Source organism: Rathayibacter sp. VKM Ac-2754 (assembly GCF_009807095.1).
Lineage (GTDB): Bacteria > Actinomycetota > Actinomycetes > Actinomycetales > Microbacteriaceae > Rathayibacter.
In genome coordinates, this window is the sequence record NZ_WUCC01000004.1 from 145,110 (window position 1) to 165,897 (window position 20,788).

The following is a 20,788-nucleotide window of genomic DNA, read 5'->3' on the forward strand; positions in this document are numbered from 1 at the left end:
TTCGGGGTCAGCCGAGTTCGGCGACGGCGTCGGTGATGAACGAGGCGACCTCGGTGGGGTGCGTCTGCATCACCAGGTGAGGTCCGTCGATCTCGATCACCCTGCGGACCCCGGCGCGCTTGTAGCCGAAGCGTTCGACATCGGGGTTGATGGTGCGGTCGGCGCTCGAGACGATGCCCCAGGACGGCGTGGTCCTCCACGCGGCCGCGGATGCGGGCTCGCCGAACGCGACGGCGGACAACGGACGTTGCGAGACCGCGAGGACCTTCGCCTTCTCGAGTTCGAGCCCGTCCGCGAACACGGCGGGGAAGGCGTCGATCGCGACGGAGACGTCTGTTCCGGGCTCGGCGCCGTCGACGGGGTAGGGCGCGTACACGAGGTTCGCGGCGAGGTCGCTGTCGGGGAACCCTCCCTGGAGGGCGCCGAGGCTCTCGCCCTCCTCGAGCGCGTAGGCCGCGACGAACACGAGACCGACGACGTTCTCGGCGACGCCGGCGACGGTGAGGATCGCGCCGCCGTAGGAGTGCCCGGCGAGGAGGACCGGGCCGTCGATCTGCTCGACGAAGGACCTGATGTAGGCCGCATCCCCGGACAGGCTGCGGTTGAACACCGGCGGAACGAGGACCTGGTGCCCCTGGTCGAGGAGGAGCTTCGTGACGGGCGCCCAGCTGGCGGCGTCGGCGAACGCTCCATGGACGAGGACGATGGTGGGGGAGTCGGGCATGGCGATGTCCTTCCTGATCCGCGCGCGCTGGTGCGGAGCTGTGCCGGTGACGGAGGTGCGTGATTCCGTTCGTGACGGTACGGCCGCGCGCCGCGGCGGCGCATCGGTCACGATGACCGAGATCCGGCGCCGGGTGACTTAGTCGTCCGCGGACGGACTCAGAGTGCCGTCGGTCGTCAGGGCCATCGGCAGCTGCTGCCGGCTCGAGATCCCGAGCTTCTGGAAGGCCGCGTACAGGTGCGCACCGACCGTCCGGGGCGAGACGAAGAGGCGCTCACCGATGGCACGGTTGCTCATCCCTCGCGCCGCGAGCGTGCAGACACGGAGCTCCTGCGGTGTGAGCAGTTCGAGGCCCCGCCGCCCGGAGACCGGCGATCGCTCGCCCGTGGCCCGGAGGGCGTCTCGCACACGCTCCTCCCAGGCCGGTGCCGGCATCGCCCCGAAGAGGTCGAGGGCGGCGTGCAGAGCGGAGCGGGCGGCGTCGTTCCGGCCCGCCCGGTGAAGACGCCGGCCCAGTCGGAGGAGCGCGCGGGCCTGGAAGTACGGGATCGGCCAGCGTTCGTGCCGCAGTGCCGCCCACGCCGGCTCGAGCTGGTCGTCGGGTAGGAGCGCGAGCCGGGCGTAGTCGACGGCCGTCCGCACCATGGGTGCGTGCCAGCGCGCGTGGAGCAGCTCGAGGCCCGCCAGCCGCTGCTCGGCGTCCGTGCGCTTGCCGGACTCCAGCGCGGCGTCGACGAAGTCGTGCGAGGTCACGACGGCGAACCACGGGTGATAGGCGTCGTGGCCCGGGTCGAGCAGGCAGCGGAGGCGCTCGAGCGCCTCCGCCGCTCGGCCGGAGACGAGATGCGCGGCCCCGGCCGCCCCGAGGACGGTCGCCCGCATCGCGCTGGAGCGGAGGACCTGTCGGCCCGCGTCCGTCGCTGCCGCGATCCGCTCGACGTCCGGCTGCTCCCCCTCGAGGGCGTCGAACCAGGCGAGTGCGCACCGTGCCGCGGTCGAGAACCCCGGGTCTCCCAGGTCGTGGCCGAGCGTGAGGGCCTGCTCTGCGAGGACACGGGCTCCCGCGGCGTCGCCGGCGAGGTAGGTGGTCATGGAGCTCCCCATCAGCGCCTGAGGGAACGTCCGCAGGTCCCCCCTCGCCCGCATGCTCGCGAGGGCCCGGTCGAGCAGGACGCGGGCCGTGTCGATCTCGCCGACGAGGTTGAGGGCGTACCCGAGGAGCCATGCCGACTCCTCGTCCAGGGCCGTCGGGGCCGAGGCGAGTGCGCGTTCCAGCACACTGTCGCCGCGTGCCACGGGCTCGGTCCGGGCTGCCAGGAGGATCGACCGCGGATCGTCCTCCGGGAGCGCGAGGGAGTCGACGACGACGAGCATCGGGTCGCCCGGGTTCGCCTCGGAGGTGTGATCCCAGGCGATCGCGGCCAGGTGCAGCAGAGCGGCCGCAGCGAGTCCGCTCCCGCCGGCCGCCTGCATCTCGGAGACGGCGTGCAGCGCAGGGGCGAGGTCGCCGGCGGCGAGCCTGTTCGTGCCGGTGGGCAGGGTCTCGGCGACCCACTTCGCGCGCGCCGCGAGCAGCCGATCGGGCGCCTCGTCGCGTGCTCGCTGCACCAGGAGCGACGCTTCGGAGATCCTCCCGGACAATCCGGCGAGCTCCGCTGCGATGACGCGCCGCTCGACTCGGCCGGCGACGTCGGATGTCAGTTCAGCCGCGCGCTCGTAGGCGCGGCTCGCAGCGAACGGGTCGGACATCGCCGCGCTGCCGTCGCCGAGCGCTGCGATCTCCTCGGCGAGCGGATCGTCGTAGCCGGTCGCCAGCTCGGCACGCCACCAGATCGTCCGCGCCGGATCGTGCTCGTGCTCGAGCACGAGCGACCGCAGGACCGCGGCCCGCTCGGTCGGCGACGCCGCTGCCAGCACGGCCGACTGGACGAGCGGGTGGCGGAAGCGGATCGCGCGCGGAGCGACCCACTCGAGGAGTGAGGACGCCGACGCCTGCTCCGTCCAGGTCGGCGCGGGGAACCGCCCGATGGTGCGTGCGGCCACGCGCGCCGCTTCCTCCGCACTGGTGCCCTCGGACAGCGCCACGGCGAGGACGGCCAGCCTGATCGACGGGTCCAGCTTCGCGTATCGACCGGCGAACTCCTGCTCGACTCTGCCCGCGGTAGGCCGATCCCGCGTCCGGCCCGCCGACGCCGAGCGGCCGAGTTCGCGCAGCGCCAGCGGATTGCCCTCGGCTCGAAGCAGGAGGTCGCGTCGAGCCCGACCCCGGGGAGCCTCCGGAATCCCTTCGAGCAGTTCGTCGGCAGCCGCCTCGTCCAGCGGGGCGAGATGCAGGCGTCGAAGCCCCGCCTCCACCGCCGTGTCCGTGTTCCGTGTGGTCATGATCATGACGATCGGATCCTCAGCGACACGTCGCGCCATCATCCGCAGTGCCCATTCGGACGGCGCGTCGATCCAGTGCAGGTCCTCGGCGACGACCAGGAGAGGATGCTCGGCGACGGCGTCGGAGAGCAGGGTCAGCGCCGCGAGTCCCGCGAGCAGCGGCGAGGGCTGGACACCTGTCTCGACCCCGAACGCGACGTCCAGTGCGTGTCGCTGCGGTGCCGGAAGCGACGGGATGCCGCCGCGCAACGGGTACAGGAGCATGTGCAGCGCGGCGTACGGCTCGGTCGACTCGGCCAGGGTGCCGGTGGTCGTCAGGATCCGCGCGCCGCGGCCGGTCGCGTACTCGATCACGTCCGCGACCAGCGACGTCTTGCCGATGCCCGCTTCACCGTCGATCACGAACGCGGAACCGCCGCTCTCGACGTCGCGGACAGCGTCTCGGAGGGCCTCGGACTCCCGCTCGCGTCCGATGACGGGCTTCGCCATCGTCATTCGGCCAGTATGTCAGCGGCGCTCGTCCTCGCCAGTGCGGCGCAGTACCGTCAGCGAATGTTCTTCCACTCGAGCAAGCGTGATTCGTCGCAATTGCGTCCTGAACTCGAGCGGTTCCGCGAGGCTCTCGCTGAGGCATCATTCGAGGGTGAGCTAGCGGGCTACTTCTCGGTGCAGGTCGGCGCTCACCTCGCGGCCAGTGGCCGGTGGTGGAGACGGGAGCTGAGCGATCCGCGTTGGGGGATCGCGTGGACGTTCTTCTACGAGCCTGCCTTCGACGAATCCCATCCGCGCGTGGGCCCCGCCTACGAGGACGGTTTCGAGCTGGGGGATGAGTCGCTCTTCGAGGAACTTCTCGAAGCCTCGGTCGACGTCCGAGGGCGCGTGTACTCGTTGCGCTGGATCGACCGCGCGAGCGAGCCGGAGCTATGGGCGGACAATTACGGGTACGTGCCAGCGAAGCGCCGAGTCGGGATCCCTGTACGCGTGTCGAGAGTGCGTCGTCGAGACCGATGAGCAGGATCTCTCGTCGGCACGCGGTCCCCTATGGGGATGGTTCTTCGGGACTGCGATTGTCGACCGGGCTACTGCTTCACCTCTCCGTGAAGGTCGGCTCTCTACCTTTTCTTCAAGTCCACCGTGCGGTCGGTTTCCGCCGGTGTGGTGAAGAGGGAGCCGAGGAGCAGGAGTGCGTCGTAGTCGGGGGAGCCGGGCTCCGCGGTGAGCACGGTGAGCTGGATCGCGGGGTGACCGACGAGGTCGAGTCCGTCGAAGTGGAGCGTCATCGTGCCGACGGCGGAATGGTGGTAGCGCTTGGTGCCGGAGTCGTGCTGCCAGACGTCGTGCTGGGCCCAGAGGTGCCGGAAGTGGTCGCTGCGGGTGGAGAGCTCGCCGACGAGGTCGTGCAGCTCCTTGCTGTGCGGGTCGCGCCCGGCCTCGGTGCGCAGCTGGGCGACATTCATGCGCGCGGCGGCGTCCCAGTCCGGGTAGAAGAGGCGGGAGGCGGGCTCGAGGAAGAGGAACCTGGCGAAGTTCGGCGGCTGTGTCGTCGCGGTGGCGATCAGGTCCGACATCAGCGCGCGGCCGAGGCGGTTCCCGGCGAGCAGATCGGTGCGGCCGTTCCCGATGAGGGCGGCGGCGGTGCCGACGGAGTCGAGCATCCACCGGACGCTGGGGGAGGGGGCCCACGCGGGCGCCGCCCTGTTCCGGCTGCGGGCCGACGGTCCGTCTCCTGCACCGCGAGCGAGTCTGCCGAGGTGCTCGCGCTCGGCGGCGTCCATGCGCAGGGCGCGGGCGAGTCCGTCGAGGACCGCCTCGGAGGCGCCGCCGATCGCGCCCCGCTCGAGCCGGGCGTAGTACTCGACGCTGACGCCGGCCAGCGCGGCGGCCTCGCCTCGGCGCAGGCCCGGCACCCGCCGGTCCGTCCCGCGCGGGAGGCCGACCTGCTCGGGTTCGACGCGGGCGCGGCGCGACACCAGGAACTCGCGGATCTCGGATCGATCGACCATGCGGCAACAGTAGGTCGACCCTCGGCCGGAGTGGGGCGCCCTGAGAGGGCGCGTCAGCGACGGGACTCCCACGGGCACTCGCCGAGCGGTTCGCTGAGTCGTACCGCAGAGGCAGCACTGGTCGACCGCCGCGGTCACCGTTTCGATTCGACCACGGAGGCACAGATGAGACTCCCCCTGAGCGCGACCGACGACCGCGAGACCGACGGCGCCCCGATCGTCCGCACGACGGCCGCGTCGTCGCGTCGCCGTCTGGGAGCCCTCCTCGGTGCTCTCGCCCAGGCAGGACTCATCGCGCTGCTCGCTCCGGCTCTCGCGTTCCCCGTTCCCGTCCCGCTCTCCTCCGCCGACGTGACCGCGATCACCATCGAGTTCGAGAACTCACCCGCCGCGCGCTCGATCGCGACCGGGCTCCCCGCCTCCCTCGTGTTCGAGGACCGTATGGGCGCCGCGCTCGTCGCCGAGGACGTCACCGTGTCGGGGGCCCTCGCCTCGGCGGAGGCGGTCGCCCACTACCGAGCGGGAGACGTCGTCTGGTCGCCGACCCACCGCGAGCTCGTCGTCTTCACGCACGACGGCTCGGGAGTGGGTGACGCCGCGCTCGTCCGGGTGGGCACGGTCCGGTCGGGACTCGCAGACCTGGAGGACTGTGTCCTCGACTGCGAACTCAAGGTGTCGTCTGTCGAGTCCGAGTCCCGAGAGGGGATCGTCGAGCGCTCACCGCGGGCTGATCGTTCTCGTCGGCGTTCGGGGAGACGGATCCCGCGCGTCAGCGCAGGTAGCGCACGTGCGTCGCCAAGGGCGAGTGCAGTACCTCGACCGGTCGGCGGCAGCCGGAGCCTGACGCACGGTGGACGCTCCGCCGGCGACGCGCACACCCTGGCCGTCGGCTGCTTCGACGGCTCGGGCGTGAGCGGTGGTAGAGCCTTCTGTGACGAAGTGGAAGGTCGTCCCGCTCGCCATCTCGATCGGGTCGTGAGGGTGATGCGTCAACACGAAGACGGGTGCGTGATACGGCGGTTCGTCGCCCCACCAGCCGCGCCATTCCTCGTCCCGACGACCTCGGACCGGGCCGAACCTGTTGCGGCCCATCACGTACGACCCGCGAGGGCGCATCAACCAGTCAGCGGCCTGCGCGTCCGCTTGAGTAGCGCGCGGATCGCCGATGTGCCAGGCGTGCAGCTCGATGCCGCGTATTCGAAGAGGTTCCTCCGACTCTGATCCGGGCCGGCGACGGAACCGTCGAGCGAGAGAGACAGGTGTGCGGTCGTGTCCGGCATGAGCCGCCTCCGAGCTCGGTCCGTCGGCATGTTGGTCGAACGTAGCCCGGAGCGTCGCTGTTCAGCTGTCGCATTGAGCATCCGGCAAGGGGATCGGCGTCCGGGACGCTAGGAGGGGTGTCCCGCGGAAGGGCGTACAACGTGGGCGTCCCTCGCATCGACGGGGGAACGTAGCGTCGAAGCCGTGGACATCAACGAGAACAGCTTCGGGGTGTTCCTCTCCTCGCGGAGGGCGCGCCTCAGCCCCGAGCAGGCGGGGCTCCCTTCGGGTGGGACTCGTCGGGTGGCAGGTCTTCGGCGCAGCGAGGTCGCGATGCTGGCCGGTGTCAGCGTCGAGTACCTCGCCCGCCTCGAGCGCGGTGCGGTCCGGGGAGTGTCGGAGGCGGTGCTCGATGCGCTCGCTCGTGCGCTGCAGCTGGACGAGGTGGAGCGTGAGCACCTGATCCACCTCGCGCAGGTTCTCGGGGCCGGAGCTGTCCCGCGTCAGCGGCCTGTTCGCAGGCCGGTGATCCGCGCGAGCATGCAGCTCGTGCTCGACAGCGTGTCGAGCGTCCCGGCGGTGATCCGCAACGGCAGGGGCGACATCCTCACCGCGAACGAGCTGGGACGCGCGCTCTACTCGGAGATGTACGTGCAACCGGCCCGACCGGTGAACCACGCCCGCTTCGTGTTCCTGGATGCGCGCGCTCGACGGTTCTATCCCGAGTGGGACCGGTCCGCGGACGACATGGTGGCGCTGCTGCGCGCCGAGGCCGGCCGTGACCCGTACGACAAGGCCCTCACCGGTCTCGTCGGGGACCTCTCCACCCGAAGCAGTGAGTTCCGCAGCAGGTGGGCGGCGCAGAACGTCACCCGTCACGTGTCCGGTGAGAAGCACTTCCACCACCCCGTCGTCGGGGATCTGCGGCTGAACTACGAGGCCCTGATTCTCGGCCCGGACGAGGGCCTGACGATGCTCGTCTACCCGCCCACTCCCGGCACCCCCTACGAGGACGCGATCCGCCTCCTCGCCCTCTGGCAGGCGACCTCCGAGGGGGTTCCCGCCGACACCATCCCCTGACCGAGGAAGGCCTCACCCATGAACATCGAACCCGCCGTTCCCACCACCGTCGTGCCCGCCGCGCAGTTCGCCGGCGACGTGTGGATGGATCCCATCGCGCAGCCCCACGAGCCCGACCAGCACATGGTCGTCGTCACCGTCCGCTTCGCTCCCGGCGCCCGCACCGCCTGGCACTCCCACGAGCACGGCCAGTACCTCCGCGTCACCCAGGGCATCGGCCGCTTCGGCACCCGCGACGGCCGGATCATCGAGGTCCACCCCGGACAGACGCTCTACACCCCGCCCGGCCAGGAGCACTGGCACGCCTCGGCGCCCGGCGTGTTCATGGAGCACATCGCGATGGTCGAGAACGGCGAGGACCCCGCGACCACGAACACCTGGCTCGAGCACATCACCGACGACGACTACAACGGCACCGCGAACATCGCGGCCGCGTAACCCGACCCCACCCCCTGAAGGAGCAACCATGACCGACGCGACCCAGCCCTCCGCGACCCAGCCCTCCGCGACCCAGCAGATGATCGGAGACTTCGCCCCGAAGCTCGTCTCCCTCACCGATGACGTCCTCTTCGCAGACGTCTGGGCGCGCCCGGAGCTCTCGCCCCGTGATCGCAGCCTGGTGACCATCACCGCGCTCATCACCGGCGGCAACGCCGCGCAGCTGCCGTACCACCTCAACTACGGCAAGGAGAACGGCCTCACCGAGACCGAGATCATCGAGGCGATCACCCACGTCGCCTTCTACGCCGGCTGGCCCAAGGCCATGTCCGCGATCACCGTCGCCAAGCAGGTCTTCTCCGCCTGACCACCTCGAAGAACCCCGGACACCGACACGTCGGTGTCCGGGGCTCTTCTGCGTTCCGATAAGGGATCGCTCACCGGTACACGCAGAAGCGACACCGAGTGCCACGAAAATTTGTGGATGTTCGCGCTCGTTGGCGGTGAATTTGGCAGCGCTTGATGGCGTGGGTTTTGACGAACGCGACGAGTCCCGTGGGCTGGCTACACGGACACTCTCAGCGCGGGCCGCATTCCGACGAGTAGGACAGCAGAGGCGGCAACGAACACGAGTCCGGTGAGTGGGGTCGCGGAAACACTCCAGGTGGCGACGGCGACTCCACCTACGGTGGCTCCGAGGGCGATTCCGAACTGCATCACCAGGACCGAGACGCTGGTGACTGTTTCGGGGGCTCGCTGGCCTGCGACGAGGACGGCTTGCTGGTTGAACAGGACGGCGGCGGCGAAGCCGGCGCCCCAGGTGATGAGAACGGCCACGACGAGCGATGTCGACAGGGGCGCGATCGCCAGCACCCCGAACGCGACAACGATCAGGGCCGGCGAGACGAGGAGTCCTGCGAGCAGCGCTCGTCGGGGGACGCGGCCGGCGAGGGTGACGCCGAGGATTCCGGCGACGCCGAGAACGAAGAGGGAGCCGCTGACGGCGGCTCCGCCGAGGCCTGCGTCTTCGAGGTACGGGGCGATGTATGTGAACACGGCGAAGTGGCCGAGGAGCATCAGGGCCCAGCCGACCGAGACCCGCAGAGCGCCAGGGAGGCGAGCGGCTTGAAGAAAAGGCATGTGCTCGTGCTGCTGCATCTTGATGGGCGGGACGACCCGGAGCAGTACCGCCGCGGTGGCGAGCCCTGCGGCGGCGATGACGACGAAGGCCATGCGCCATCCGACCGCTCCGCCGAGGAGGGCGCTGAGGGGTGCGCCGGCGGCGAGTCCGAGGCTGTTGCCGGTGAAGACGATCGCCATGGCCCGGCCGGCGTGGGCGGGGTTGGCGATGCGACCGATGACGGGTGGTAGTACCGCCCAGAGGAGCCCGTGCGAGGCGCCGCCGAGGAACCGGCCGACGAGCGCCACGGGCAGGTTCGGGGCGAGGGCGACGACGATGTTGCTGGCGACGAACAGGAGGACCGTGCCGACGAGGACCCGGCGGCGGGTCATCGTCAGGGTGAGCCTGGTCAGGGGCAGCACGGTCAGGACGATGCCGAGCGCGTAGACGGAGGTCATGGTGCCCGTCACTGAGACCGACGCCCCGAGTGCGGGCGCGATCTCGGTGAGGAGCCCTGAGGGCATCAGTTCCGTGGTGACGCTGACGAACCCGGCGAAGGCCAGCACGAGCACGGAAAGCAGCGGAAATCTGCCAGCGCCGGCCGTAGTAGACGAGGCGCGGGCCGCGTCGTGGGCGGTCACGCGGTGCCGCTCATACGGCTCGAGTCGGTGGCGGGCTCGGTGGGGCGTGCCGGCTGCTCGGTGGCGATCCAGCTCGCGAGGAGCCCGAGTGCGCCGGCCGAGGGCGAGCCGGGCTCGGCGGTGTAGGTGACGAGGATCTGGCCGTCATCAGCGGCGACATCGAACGACTCGAACGCGACGGTGAGGTCCCCGGCGATCGGGTGGTGGAAGCTCTTGCTGCCGGCGGAGTGGATGCGGACGTCGTGCTGGGCCCACCACTGGCGGAACGGCTGACTGTGGACCGAGAGGTCCCCGATCAGATCGGCCAGAGCCTTGTCCTCAGGGTGCCTGCCGGCGTGCAGGTGCAGCATCGCCACCGAGTCCGCGGCAGCTCGAGCCCAGTCAACGTAGAACTCGGGGGCCCGGGGGTCGAGGAACACGAACCGGGCGAAGTTCGCAGGCCGCTCCGGCGTCGCCCCGAACCCGAGGTAGAGGGCGTCCCCGAGGGCGTTGCTGGCGAGGATGTCCATCCGGCCGTTCTGAATCATCGCTGGGACGTCACCCATCGAATCGAGGAGCAGCCGCACGCCGGGACGGACTTGCTGATGGGCCGGGGCGCGCAGTGCGCGGCGTCCGCGCGTGGACGGAGTGGCCACCAGGTCGCGAAGATGTGCTCGTTCAGCGTCATCGAGGCGCAGGGCCCGGGCGATGGACTCGAGAACGGTGTCGGAGACGCCGGCGATCTTCCCCGTCTCGAACCGGGTGTAGTAGTCGACGCTCACCCCCGCGAGCTGAGCAACTTCCTCACGGCGGAGCCCGGGGACGCGGCGCACGCCCCCGTAGGAGACGATGCCTGCTTCGTCGGGGGTGAGGTTCGCACGGCGCGACGTCAAGAACTCGCGCCGCTCTGCCTTCTGGTCCATGCCTTCCACGGTAGATCGCGCCGGGACCGATAGAGGGGGGTCAATCCGACCCCGGGCAACTCATGCCCCGGGCGAACCTCGGCCACGTTCCCCCGCTCAGACGGTGGTGTCGTGGAGATCACGAGCACGCGAGCCGCGCTCTCGGCCCACAGGCCCAACTGACAGAAGGAGAACACCATGACTGAGCAGCAGACCTGGTTCATCACCGGCGCGAACCGCGGCATCGGCGCATCCATCGCGAAGGCCGCCCTGGCCGCCGGCCACAACGTCGTCGCGACCGCCCGCCGCGCCGAGACGGTCACCGACGCCCTCGGCGCCTCCGACGCCCTCCTCGCCGAAGCCCTCGACATCACCTCTGCCGAGCAGATCACCGCGGCCGTCGCGGTGGCCGAGGCGAAGTTCGGTCGTATCGACGTCCTCGTGAACAACGCCGGCTACGGCCAGCTCGGCCTGTTCGAGGAGACCAGCTTCGACCTCGTGAAGAAGCAGATCGACACCAACCTCTACGGGACGATGGAGGTCACCCGCGCCGTTCTGGCCCTCATGCGCCGACAGGGCAGCGGCCACGTCATCACCATCTCCTCCATCGCCGGCACGTTCGGCGTCACCGGCAGCAGCGTCTACAGCGCCTCGAAGTTCGCCCTCGAGGGGTGGATGGAGGGACTGAAGAAGGAGCTCGCTCCCCTAGGGATCGAAGCGACCATCGTCGAGCCCGGGTTCTTCAAGACCGACTTCCTCGACAGCAGCTCCGTCGTCTACGGCGACATCACCATCGAGGACTACGCCGAGGAATCCGCCGCGTTCCGCAAGTCCCAGGACGACATGAATCACCAGCAGGTCGGAGACCCCGACAAGCTCGCCCAGGCCACCCTCGACCTCGTGGCCGCCGACCGGCCGCCCCTGCGGTTCGCGGCCGGCGAGGACGCAGTGAGCGTCGTCGAGACGATCCTCGATCAGCGACGCGACGACCTCGACACCTGGCGCACCACCTCGACCTCCCTCGGACTCTGACCCGGACAACGATGACGGCGGGCACGCGGACGTACGTCCGCGTGCCCGCCGCTCTGTTGTGAGGCCCTCTCGGGGGACGCCTGACGTTCCGATAGGAGATCGCCGAGCGGGTATCTCAGGGGATGAGCTGCTGGGTGATCGAGGCGGCTTCTCCGTCCAGCACGACGTCGGCGAGAGCTCCGTTGACGAGAGGCATCTGCGGAGGCTGGTGTCCGGTGTCGAAGTCGAGGATCACGGGGATGTCGAGACCGCCGAGGGCGCGTCGTATCGAGTCGTCCTGGCTCAGTCCGGGAACGGTGCTACCGCCGGTCCGTCCGATCAGGACGCCGTTCGCGTGGTCGAACCAGCCGGCGAGGCGGAGGGAGGTGAGCATTCTGAGGACGGTGGGCGCGGTCGACTCGGCCGCCTCCAGGTAGACGATCGTGCCCTCCGGTGCGTGGCGCCGGGCGAAGCCCGGGACGTCACCGTACGGCGTGCCGGCCAGAGGGGAGACGGTCTCGAGGCAGCCGCCGATGAGCCGTCCCCGGATCGCGACGGCGGCGGTCCCGTCGAGGGATCGCCAGCGGGTCGGAGCCTCGTAGGCCCGATCGCGGTCGAGAGGTTCGTCCTCCCACGCTCCCCAGGGGCGGCTGCGGCGCCGCGGTGCGGCCCGCTGCGTGAAAGTGCTTCCCGCGGGGAGGGCGGCGACGTCCGTCCAGCGCTCGAACTCGACAGGCAGCTCCCACGGCTCGTCCATCAGGTTCGCGCCGTGCATCGTCGCGAGCCCGGTGAGGGTCGTCAGTGGCAGGAGCAGGGTCGAGATGTCGGACCAGCCGACGAACCAGGAGCGGGCGTCCGCCAGGGCTCGCCAGTCGATCGTGTCGAGCAGCTCGATGGCCAGCTCCCCGCCCCAGGGCGGGAGGACCGTGTCACCGCTCCGGAAGGCGTCGTGGAGATCGGCGACGCGCTCGGCGACGGACGGCGGAACGAGGCCGCCGATCATCACGTGCGGCCTGATGCGGACATCGAAGCCGCGCGAAGCGAGCTGGCGGACGGCAGAGTGCAGTCGCTCGTGCAGGTGCTCAGGTACTCCCATCGACGGTGCGGGCACTTCGACCCGACCGCCGGTAGGAAGCTGCTTCGGGTAGGAGATGCTCGCCATCCCTCGACGCTAGCAACGCGATGGGCGGTGCAGCTCATGAGGGTCGTCGACCGCCACGCTCGGACGAGGACACACCTCGCGGACCACTGCGGGGCGTTCCGTGCCGTATGAGCCGCCCGCTCATGCGCCCGGTGACGGGGCGCCGATCGGGACACGATCCCGGTCTGCAGAAGACCCCGAGGTCCCGACCGCGCGCGCCCCGCCCCCGTCACCACGTCGACACGACCGTCCGGGTGATCACCCACGCCCCGTCGAGCTCGACGAGGCGGCTCGTCAGCTGCAGGCGCCAGGTGGCGTGGAGGCCGCCCATGGTGGCCTCGGTGAGGGTGCGCGAGGTCAGCACCGGGTGCGCCGCGCCTCCGGAGACCGCGCTCTCGACGTGGTCGATCGCGTGGTAGGACTTGCGGTCCTCGTCGAGATCGGCCAGCCACTCCGCCCGCGACTGCACGAGGCCGGTCGGGTGCTCGATGACGAAGCGCTCGTCGAGGAGGGTCTCGAGGGCGGGCAGGTCGGTCAGCTCCAGCGCGTCGAAGAGCTCGTCGTGCACGGCGCGCACGTCGTCGGCGCTCACAGGGGCGGTGCCGTCGTGGCGCGGCGCACGAGCTGCGTCGGGAGCTGGACGTGCATCGAGCGCGGGGTCTCGCCCGCCATCAGCGCGATCAGCATCTCGGCCGCGGTGGCGCCGAGGGTCTGCATCGGCTGGCGGACGGTCGTGAGCGGCGGGTCGAAACGGGCGGCCTCCGGGACGTCGTCGAAGCCGACCACCGAGAGGTCGCGCGGCACGTCGAGGCCGAGGTGGGCGGCGGTCTCGATGATGGCGATGGCCGAGACGTCGTTCGCGGCGAACACCGCGGTCGGCCGGTCGGGCTGCGACAGCATCGTCGACGCGGGCCGGCGCGCGGTGTCGTGGTCGTAGCTGCCGATGCGGAGGAGGCGCTCGTCGAAGGCGATCCCCGCCTCCGACAGTGCCGCGCGGTAGCCGGCCTCGCGCAGGCGCGCCGAGCGGAGGTCGACGCGGCCCGCCACGAAGCCGATGCGGCGGTGACCGAGCGCGATCAGGTGCCGGGTGGCCTGCAGCGCCCCGCCGAAGCTGTCGGACTCGACGGTGGGCAGGTCGGCCCGCCCGGTGTGCGGGTCGACGGCGACGAGCGGGATGTCGGACGGTGCGCTGACGACCGTGGGCGTGACCATGATCGCTCCGTCGATGAGGGTGCCGCTCAGGCGGCTGAGCGAGCGCCGCTCCCAGCCCTCCTGCTCGCCCTCGTGCGAGCCGCTGTAGGCGAGCAGGTCGAAGCGCGACTGGCGGAGCACGGAGCCGACGCCCTTGAGGATCTCGGCGCTGAACGGCTCGAAGCCCGCGACGAGGACGCCGACGACCCCCGTCCTCCGGGAGCGCATGCTGCTCGCGACGAGGCTCGACTCGTAGCCGAGCTGGCGCACGATCTCGAGCACGCGCGAGGCCGTGGCGGGGGCCACTCCGTAGCGGCCGTTGACCGCCTTGGACACGGTGGCGACCGAGACGCCGGCGGCGGCGGCGACGTCGTGGATCGAGGGGCGCAGTGGCATGCGACCGACTCTAACGCCGCTCGTCGAAAATGATTTCGAAAACGTTTGTCGATCGTCGGGCCTCAACTGAGACTGAGCGTGCCCGCCTCGGTGGGCGCACCTCCGGCGCCGCTCTCCCTGGCGGCGCCTTCTCAGCGAAGAGAACGGTTCGAACGATGAAGTTCAGAAAGCTCGCAGTGGCCACAGTCGCCCTGCTCGGCGCCGCGGCGGCCCTCAGCGGCTGCTCGGCCCAGGACGCGGGGTCCTCCGACGGCTCCGTCTCGATGACCCTCTGGCAGAACTCGACCACCGGCCCCGGCCAGGAGTTCTGGGAGAAGACCATCGCCGACTTCGAGGCGGCCAACCCCGGCGTCACGATCGACGCGCAGGCCATCCAGAACGAGGACCTGGACGGCAAGCTCCAGACGGCGCTCAACTCCGGTGACGCGCCCGACCTCTTCCTCCAGCGCGGAGGCGGCAAGCTCCAGGCGATGGTGGCCGGCGGCCAGGTCAAGGACCTCACCGGCAGCATCTCGGACGAGGCCCGCAGCGAGATCCCCGAGGGCTCGTTCTCGGCGAACACGATCGACGACAAGGTCTACGCCATGCCCGTCGCCGTGCTGCCCGGCGGTGTCTTCTACAGCCAGGACCTCTTCACCGCGGCCGGCATCACCGAGACCCCGAAGACGATCGACGAGCTCGACTCGGCGGTGACCGCTCTGAAGGCGAGCGGGACCCAGGCCGTCGCGCTCGGCGGCAAGGACGCCTGGCCCGCCGCGCACTGGTTCTACTTCTTCGCGCTGCGCGAGTGCAGCGCCGACACCATGGCCGAGGCGGCCGACTCGAAGGACTTCTCGGACGAGTGCTGGCTGAAGGCCGGCGAGGACCTGCAGTCCTTCGCCGAGACCGAGCCGTTCAACGAGGGCTTCCTGACCACCGCCGCCCAGCAGGGCGCCGGCAGCTCGGCGGGTCTGCTCGCCAACCACCAGGCCTCGATGGAGCTCATGGGCGCCTGGAACCCCGGCGTCATCGCCTCCCTCACCCCCGACGAGCAGCCGCTGCCCGACCTCGGCTGGTTCCCCTTCCCCGAGATCGACGGCGGAGAGGGCGAGCCCGGCTCGATCATGGGCGGTGTCGACGGCTACTCCTGCTCGGTCGACGCTCCCGATGAGTGCGTCGACTTCCTGAACTACCTCGCCACCTCGGACGTGCAGAAGGAGTACTACGCCGCCTTCAACGCCCCGCCGGTGAACACCGTCGCGCAGGAGGCCGTCACCGAGCCCTACCTGCAGGACATCCTCGCCGCGTACAACTCGGCGCCGTACGTCTCGCAGTGGCTCGACACCGTCTACGGCCTCAACGTCGGCAACGCGCTGAACGTCGGAGTCGTCGACCTGCTCGCCGGCAAGAGCAGCCCCGAGCAGCTCGTCGAGGCCGTCAACGCCGCAGCGGCCAAGGCCTAGACCGTGGCGCTCCGCGAGAGCCCGCTCCTCGGAGCGGAACCGCCGCGCGAGCGTCCGACCACCGGGGGCGCCACTGCGGTGCCCCCGGTGCGCCGGCGCCGCCGGGGACTGGGCTGGTCAGGACGACTCGAGGTCGCGATCCTCGTCGGCCCGGCCCTGATCGTGTTCCTCGCCTTCGTGATCTTCCCGGTCGTGATGGCGGCCTACTACGGCTTCTTCAGCTGGCAGGGCTACGGGGTCCCGACCGACTTCGTGGGCTTCAAGAACTACCTCACGATCCTCCAGGACCCGACGTTCCACGAGGCGCTCAGCCACAACGGCACGATCGTGATCCTGTCGCTCGTGCTCCAGGGGCCGGTGGCGATCCTCATCGCGCTGCTGCTGAACCGCAAGCTGCGCGGGCAGTCGATCATCCGCGTGCTGATCTTCGTGCCCTACGTGATCTCGGAGGTCGTGGTCGGCACCGGCTGGAGCCTGATGCTCCAGACCAGCGGTGCGGTCAACGGCTTCCTCGAGAACGTCGGCCTCGGCGCTCTGAAGCAGGACTGGCTGTCGGATCCGGCCATCGCCATCTGGACCCTGATGCTGATCATCACGTGGAAGTACGTCGGCTTCGCCGTCATCCTCTTCCTCGCCGGACTCCAGGGGATCCCCGAGGAGCTGTCCGAGGCGGCGGCCATCGACGGTGCGACGTACTGGCAGGTCCAGCGGAGGATCACCCTCCCGCTGCTCGCTCCGACGCTGCGCATCTGGGCGTTCCTGTCGATCATCGGCGCCCTGCAGCTGTTCGACCTCGTCTACATCATCTGGGGCCAGTACGTGTCCTCGACCGCCGGCACCTCGACCATGGCGACGTACCTCGTCACCAACGGACGCAACGCCGGCAACTACGGCTACGGCAACGCCGTCGCCGTCGTCCTCTTCCTCGTCTCGCTCATCGTCGCGCTGCTCTACCAGCGCTTCGTGCTGCGGCGCGACACCGACGGCGCACTCACGGGAGACAAGCGATGAGCACTCTGACAGCCGTACCGCCCGGCACCGCATCGCCGATCACGGTGAACAGGCAGAAGCCGCGCAAGCGCCCGCTCGGTCGCGGCACGCTCATCGCCTACGCGGTGGCGATCGTCGTGATCGCGCTGATGCTCGCCCCGGTGGCGTACATCATCATCGGCGGGTTCCGGACGAACGCGCAGATCACCACCGACCCGGCGGGCTTCCCCTCGCCGTGGAACGTGCAGAACTACATCGACGTCATCACCGGAGGCATCTTCTGGCGCGAGGTGGGCAACTCCGCCATCGCCGCGCTCGCGACGACGCTGGGCGTCGTGGTGCTGGGGCTGATGGCGAGCTACGTGCTCGCCCGCTACTCCTTCAGCGGTCGCGGCGTGTTCTACGCGCTCTTCGCGGCCGGCCTGATGTTCCCGATGACCGTCGCGATCACTCCGCTCTACCTGGTGATCAAGAGCCTCGGCCTGATGAACTCGCTCGCCGGAGTGGTGCTGCCGCAGATCGCGTTCGGCCTGCCGACGACGATCATCATCCTGGTGCCGTTCCTGCGCGCGATCCCCGACGAGATCCAGGAGGCGGCCTTCATCGACGGCTGCAGCCGCATCGGCTTCTTCTGGCGCATGGTCGTGCGCCTGGCGATGCCCGGTGTCATCACGACGGGCATCCTCGCGTTCATCGCGAGCTGGAACAGCTACCTGCTGCCGCTGTTCATCCTCAACGACGAGAGCACGTTCACCCTGCCGCTGGGCGTGCAGGCGTTCTCGTCGCAGTACTCCGTCGACACGGCGAAGGTGCTCGCCTTCGTGTCGCTGTCGATGATCCCGGCGCTGATCTTCTTCAGCGTCTTCGAGCGCCGCATCGTCGGCGGGCTCACCGGGGCCGTGAAGGGATGACGCTCGACGTCACCCGCTCCGCCGAGACCGGCCGCTCCAGCGAGACCGGAGGCTCCGCAGAGGATCACCGCGCCCCTGAGGACCGCCGCTCCACCGAGAACCGAGAGGATCGCACTGTGACCGCATCGCAGGCACCGTCCGCCCGCGTCACCGACCTCCTCGGCCGCATGACGCTCGAGGAGAAGCTGACGCAGCTCGTCGGGTACTGGGTCGACCAGGGCGGCGAGGTCGTCGCTCCGCTCGCGGGCGAGATGGCCACGTCGACCCGCTACGAGGACGCGACGCGGGAGGGGATCGGCCAGCTCACCCGGGTGTACGGCACCCGCCCCGTCGATCCGATCGAGCGCGCGCACTGGCTCTGGGCCGAGCAGCGGCGCCTCGTCGCGGAGACCCGGCTGGGCATTCCCGCGATCGTGCACGAGGAGTGCCTGACGGGGCTGGCGGCGTGGAAGGCTGCGACGTTCCCGACTCCGCTCGCCTGGGGCGCCTCCTTCGACCCCGCGCTCGTCGAGGAGATGGCCGCCGTGATCGGCGGCTCGATGCGCGAGCTCGGGATCCACCAGGGCCTCGCTCCGGTGCTCGACGTCATCCGCGACCCGCGCTGGGGGCGGGTGGACGAGTGCATCGCCGAGGACCCGTACGTGGTCGGCACGATCGGCACCGCCTACGTGAAGGGTCTGCAGTCGGCCGGAGTCGACGCGACGCTCAAGCACTTCATCGGCTACTCGGCCTCCCGCGGCGGGCGCAACCACGCCCCCGTGCACGCCGGCCCGCGCGAGATCGCGGACGTGCTGCTGCCTCCGTTCGAGATGGCGATCCGCGACGGCGGCGCGCGCTCGGTGATGAACTCGTACGCCGAGATCGACGGCGACCCCGTCGGCGCCACCCCGGCCTACCTGACCGGGGTGCTCCGCGAGCGCTGGGGCTTCGACGGAGTCGTCGTCGCCGACTACTTCGCGGTCGCCTTCCTGCACCTCATGCACGCGGTCGCGGCCGACCTCGGGGAGGCGGCGCAGCTCGCCCTCGAGGCAGGCATCGACGTGGAGCTGCCGACCGGCGACGCGTTCCTCGCGCCGCTGGCCGAGCGCATCCGCTCGGGGGAGGCCGACATCGCTCTGGTCGACCGCGCGCTGCTGCGGGTCCTCGCGCAGAAGGAGCGGCTCGGCCTGCTCGACGCGCGCTTCGACGACGCACCGGAGTCGATCGACCTCGACTCTCCGGCGCACCGCGGCATCGCGCGCAGGCTGGCCGAGGAGTCGATCGTGCTCCTCACGAACGACGGCGTGCTGCCGCTCGCCTCGCCGCACCGGATCGCGCTGATCGGACCCAACTCCGACAGCGCCCCGGCCCTGATGGGCTGCTACTCCTTCGCCAACCACGTGCTCGCGCACCACGAGGGCGTGCCGCTCGGCTTCGAGATCCCGACCGTGAAGGAGGCGCTCGCCGCGGAGTTCCCGGACGGCACCTTCGTGCTCGCCGAGGGCTGCGCGGTCGAGGGTGACGACGCGTCGGGGATTCCTGCGGCGGTGTCCGCCGCTCAGGGTGCCGACGTCGCCGTCGTCGTGGTCGGCGACCGCGCCGGGCTGTTCGGCCGCGGCACAGTCGGCGAGGGCAACGACGTCGAGAGCCTCGAGCTGCCGGGGCGGCAGCGCGAGCTCGTCGAGGCGGTCGTGGCGACGGGGACCCCGGTCGTGCTCGTGCTGCTGACCGGTCGGCCGTACGCGGTGGGCTGGGCGCTCGAGGGCCCGGCGGCCGTCGTGCAGGCGTTCTTCCCGGGCGAGGAGGGGGCGGGCGCGATCGCGGGCGTCGTCTCGGGGCGCGTGACCCCCTCCGGACACCTGCCCGTGTCGCTGCCGCGCTCGGCGGGCGCGCAGCCGTTCTCGTACCTGCACCCGATCCTCGGCGGGCCGTCGGACGTGACGAGCGCCGACAGCACTCCGGTGCTGCCGTTCGGGCACGGGCTGTCGTACACGACGTTCACGCACGAGGGACTGGCGCTCGAATCCGGCGAGGCACCGACATCGGGAGCCTTCACGGCCTCGGTGCGCGTGCGCAACACCGGGGAGCGGGCCGGGGTCGACGTGGTGCAGCTCTACGCGCGCGACGTCTACGCGTCGGTCACACGGCCGGTCGCGCAGCTGCTCGGCTACGCCCGGGTCGAGCTCGCGGCGGGCGAGGAGGCCGAGGTGCGCTTCGACGTGCCCTCGGCCCGCCTCGCCTTCACCGACCGGAGCGGCGTGCGCGCCGTCGAGGCGGGCACCGTCGAGCTGTGGGTCGGGCCGAGCTGCGCCGAGAAGGAGACGACCGCCGCGGTCGAGCTCGTGGGCGCCTCCGCCCCGGTCAGCACCTCGACGCGCCGCCTCGTCGGCGTCGAGGTGCTGCCGCGGGTGCCGGTCGCCGGCTGACCCGCTGCACCGAGGGAACCCCGGACCGTCGAGGGAGCCCGCCTTTCGAGGCGGCCTCGACGGTCCGGGGTTCCCTCGTGGGCGTCCGGCTGGCCACACTGGGCCCATGACCGAGCAGAAGACCCTGCCGACCGAGGCGAGCGTCGACGAGTTCCTCGCCGCCGTCACTCCCGAGCGCCGGCGCCTCGACGGGCTGCGGCTCGCCGAGGTCTTCCGCGAGGTGACGGGCGTCGATCCCGTGCTCTGGGGGCCGACGATGATCGGCTACGGCAGCTACCGCTACGTCTCGCCGTCCGACCCGCGGCGCACCGGAGTCTGGCCGAGGACCGCCTTCTCGCCGCGGAAGGCGCGGCACTCGCTCTACGGGCTGAAGGACCTGCCCGAGGGCGCGGAGCTGCTGCCTACCCTCGGCTCGTTCACCGAGGGAGCCGGCTGCGTCTACGTCACCCGGCTCGACGCGATCGACCTCGATGTGCTGCGGCGCCTCATCGCGATCGCCTGGTCGCGACCCGACTGACCCGCCCGCGACGCCGCTTCGCGTCTCACTCGAGCAGTGGCGGAGAAGCCGAAGCACGTCACCCCCATGCTGGTCGAGTAGCCCCGCAGGGGCGTATCGAGACCCACGAGCGTCAGCAGATGAGTCCTCAGATCCTGCCTTCTCACGCTGGTGGATCTCGATACGCCCGCTGTGCGGGCTACTCGATCAGCGAGGGGGAGGCGGCCGGTTGCCCGCGAATGCGCCGGTCAGCCCGCGGCGCGCGTCACCAGCGAG

Annotated in this window: 20 protein-coding genes; 12 read left to right on the plus strand and 8 right to left on the minus strand. The window is 70.7% G+C overall.

The features are described 5' to 3' along the window. Nucleotides 1–7 precede the first annotated feature (7 nt). Nucleotides 8–724, minus strand: coding sequence for an alpha/beta fold hydrolase (locus tag GRS92_RS08375; RefSeq protein ID WP_159855172.1), 717 nt, complete (start codon nt 722–724; stop codon nt 8–10). Between GRS92_RS08375 and GRS92_RS08380 the strand changes: the two genes are divergently transcribed. Next, nucleotides 723–866, plus strand: a complete 144-nt coding sequence (locus GRS92_RS08380) for a hypothetical protein (protein ID WP_159855174.1) — start codon at nt 723–725, stop codon at nt 864–866. The two genes, GRS92_RS08375 and GRS92_RS08380, sit on opposite strands and share 2 nt — an antisense overlap. Here the strand turns inward: GRS92_RS08380 and GRS92_RS08385 are convergent. Further along, nucleotides 863–3,601, minus strand: coding sequence for an AAA family ATPase (locus GRS92_RS08385; RefSeq protein ID WP_159855176.1), 2,739 nt, complete (start codon nt 3,599–3,601; stop codon nt 863–865). The two genes, GRS92_RS08380 and GRS92_RS08385, sit on opposite strands and share 4 nt — an antisense overlap. Nucleotides 3,602–3,658: 57 nt before the next feature. Between GRS92_RS08385 and GRS92_RS08390 the strand changes: the two genes are divergently transcribed. Then, entirely contained in the window at nt 3,659–4,117 is a 459-nt protein-coding gene (locus GRS92_RS08390) for a hypothetical protein (protein WP_159855178.1), read from the plus strand. A gap of 101 nt (nt 4,118–4,218) precedes the next feature. Here GRS92_RS08390 and GRS92_RS08395 read toward each other — a convergent pair whose 3' ends face one another. Then, nucleotides 4,219–5,109, minus strand: coding sequence for a helix-turn-helix transcriptional regulator (locus GRS92_RS08395; protein ID WP_159855180.1), 891 nt, complete (start codon nt 5,107–5,109; stop codon nt 4,219–4,221). A gap of 351 nt (nt 5,110–5,460) precedes the next feature. Here GRS92_RS08395 and GRS92_RS18845 point away from each other — a divergent pair, with 351 nt between their 5' ends. The 4 genes from GRS92_RS18845 to GRS92_RS08420 all read left to right on the plus strand — a co-directional run bounded on the left by GRS92_RS18845 (nt 5,461) and on the right by GRS92_RS08420 (nt 8,254). Then, the gene (locus GRS92_RS18845; RefSeq protein ID WP_204162369.1) at nt 5,461–6,330 is read left to right on the plus strand and encodes a cyclophilin-like fold protein; all 870 of its coding nucleotides are present in this window, start codon (nt 5,461–5,463) and stop codon (nt 6,328–6,330) included. Between the two features lie 243 nt (nt 6,331–6,573). Further along, nucleotides 6,574–7,449 (plus strand): helix-turn-helix transcriptional regulator, encoded by an 876-nt coding sequence (locus tag GRS92_RS08410; RefSeq protein WP_235021887.1) that lies wholly within the window; start codon nt 6,574–6,576, stop codon nt 7,447–7,449. Nucleotides 7,450–7,467: 18 nt separating this feature from the next. Then, entirely contained in the window at nt 7,468–7,887 is a 420-nt protein-coding gene (locus GRS92_RS08415; RefSeq protein WP_159855182.1) for a cupin domain-containing protein, read from the plus strand. A gap of 28 nt (nt 7,888–7,915) precedes the next feature. Continuing rightward, on the plus strand, nt 7,916–8,254 hold the full coding sequence (locus tag GRS92_RS08420; RefSeq protein ID WP_159855184.1) for a carboxymuconolactone decarboxylase family protein: 339 nt from the start codon (nt 7,916–7,918) through the stop codon (nt 8,252–8,254). Nucleotides 8,255–8,451: 197 nt separating this feature from the next. On the opposite strand, the gene GRS92_RS08425 is transcribed toward GRS92_RS08420, so the two are convergent. Both GRS92_RS08425 and GRS92_RS08430 read right to left on the minus strand, forming a co-directional pair. Further along, nucleotides 8,452–9,579, minus strand: a complete 1,128-nt coding sequence (locus GRS92_RS08425) for an MFS transporter (RefSeq protein WP_159855186.1) — start codon at nt 9,577–9,579, stop codon at nt 8,452–8,454. A gap of 65 nt (nt 9,580–9,644) precedes the next feature. After that, nucleotides 9,645–10,550 carry a helix-turn-helix transcriptional regulator gene (locus tag GRS92_RS08430; protein ID WP_159855188.1) on the minus strand — a complete coding sequence of 302 codons (906 nt, stop codon included), beginning with the start codon at nt 10,548–10,550 and terminating at the stop codon, nt 9,645–9,647. A 177-nt stretch (nt 10,551–10,727) separates the two neighbouring features. Between GRS92_RS08430 and GRS92_RS08435 the strand changes: the two genes are divergently transcribed. Continuing rightward, on the plus strand, nt 10,728–11,561 hold the full coding sequence (locus GRS92_RS08435; protein ID WP_159855190.1) for an SDR family NAD(P)-dependent oxidoreductase: 834 nt from the start codon (nt 10,728–10,730) through the stop codon (nt 11,559–11,561). A 115-nt stretch (nt 11,562–11,676) separates the two neighbouring features. Here GRS92_RS08435 and GRS92_RS08440 read toward each other — a convergent pair whose 3' ends face one another. From GRS92_RS08440 to GRS92_RS08450, 3 genes are all read right to left on the minus strand, one after another. After that, nucleotides 11,677–12,702 carry a S66 family peptidase gene (locus GRS92_RS08440; RefSeq protein WP_159855192.1) on the minus strand — a complete coding sequence of 342 codons (1,026 nt, stop codon included), beginning with the start codon at nt 12,700–12,702 and terminating at the stop codon, nt 11,677–11,679. A gap of 208 nt (nt 12,703–12,910) precedes the next feature. Next, nucleotides 12,911–13,273 carry a nuclear transport factor 2 family protein gene (locus GRS92_RS08445; RefSeq protein ID WP_159855194.1) on the minus strand — a complete coding sequence of 121 codons (363 nt, stop codon included), beginning with the start codon at nt 13,271–13,273 and terminating at the stop codon, nt 12,911–12,913. Beyond that, the gene (locus tag GRS92_RS08450) at nt 13,270–14,268 is read right to left on the minus strand and encodes a LacI family DNA-binding transcriptional regulator (RefSeq protein WP_159855196.1); all 999 of its coding nucleotides are present in this window, start codon (nt 14,266–14,268) and stop codon (nt 13,270–13,272) included. Before GRS92_RS08450 ends, GRS92_RS08445 begins: the two co-directional genes overlap by 4 nt. 155 nt (nt 14,269–14,423) lie before the next feature. On the opposite strand from GRS92_RS08450, the gene GRS92_RS08455 reads away from it, so the two are divergent. The 5 genes from GRS92_RS08455 (at nt 14,424) to GRS92_RS08475 (ending at nt 20,533) form a co-directional block, all read left to right on the plus strand. Beyond that, nucleotides 14,424–15,710, plus strand: a complete 1,287-nt coding sequence (locus GRS92_RS08455) for an ABC transporter substrate-binding protein (protein ID WP_159855198.1) — start codon at nt 14,424–14,426, stop codon at nt 15,708–15,710. Between the two features lie 3 nt (nt 15,711–15,713). Then, nucleotides 15,714–16,721 carry a carbohydrate ABC transporter permease gene (locus GRS92_RS08460; protein ID WP_159855200.1) on the plus strand — a complete coding sequence of 336 codons (1,008 nt, stop codon included), beginning with the start codon at nt 15,714–15,716 and terminating at the stop codon, nt 16,719–16,721. Next, nucleotides 16,718–17,611, plus strand: coding sequence for a carbohydrate ABC transporter permease (locus GRS92_RS08465; protein WP_159855202.1), 894 nt, complete (start codon nt 16,718–16,720; stop codon nt 17,609–17,611). Before GRS92_RS08460 ends, GRS92_RS08465 begins: the two co-directional genes overlap by 4 nt. A gap of 167 nt (nt 17,612–17,778) precedes the next feature. Further along, nucleotides 17,779–20,016: a glycoside hydrolase family 3 N-terminal domain-containing protein gene (locus GRS92_RS08470; RefSeq protein WP_235021912.1), complete on the plus strand. Its 2,238-nt coding sequence runs from the start codon at nt 17,779–17,781 to the stop codon at nt 20,014–20,016. A 106-nt stretch (nt 20,017–20,122) separates the two neighbouring features. Next, nucleotides 20,123–20,533, plus strand: a complete 411-nt coding sequence (locus GRS92_RS08475) for a DUF1801 domain-containing protein (protein ID WP_159855206.1) — start codon at nt 20,123–20,125, stop codon at nt 20,531–20,533. The last annotated feature ends 255 nt before the right edge of the window (nt 20,534–20,788 follow it).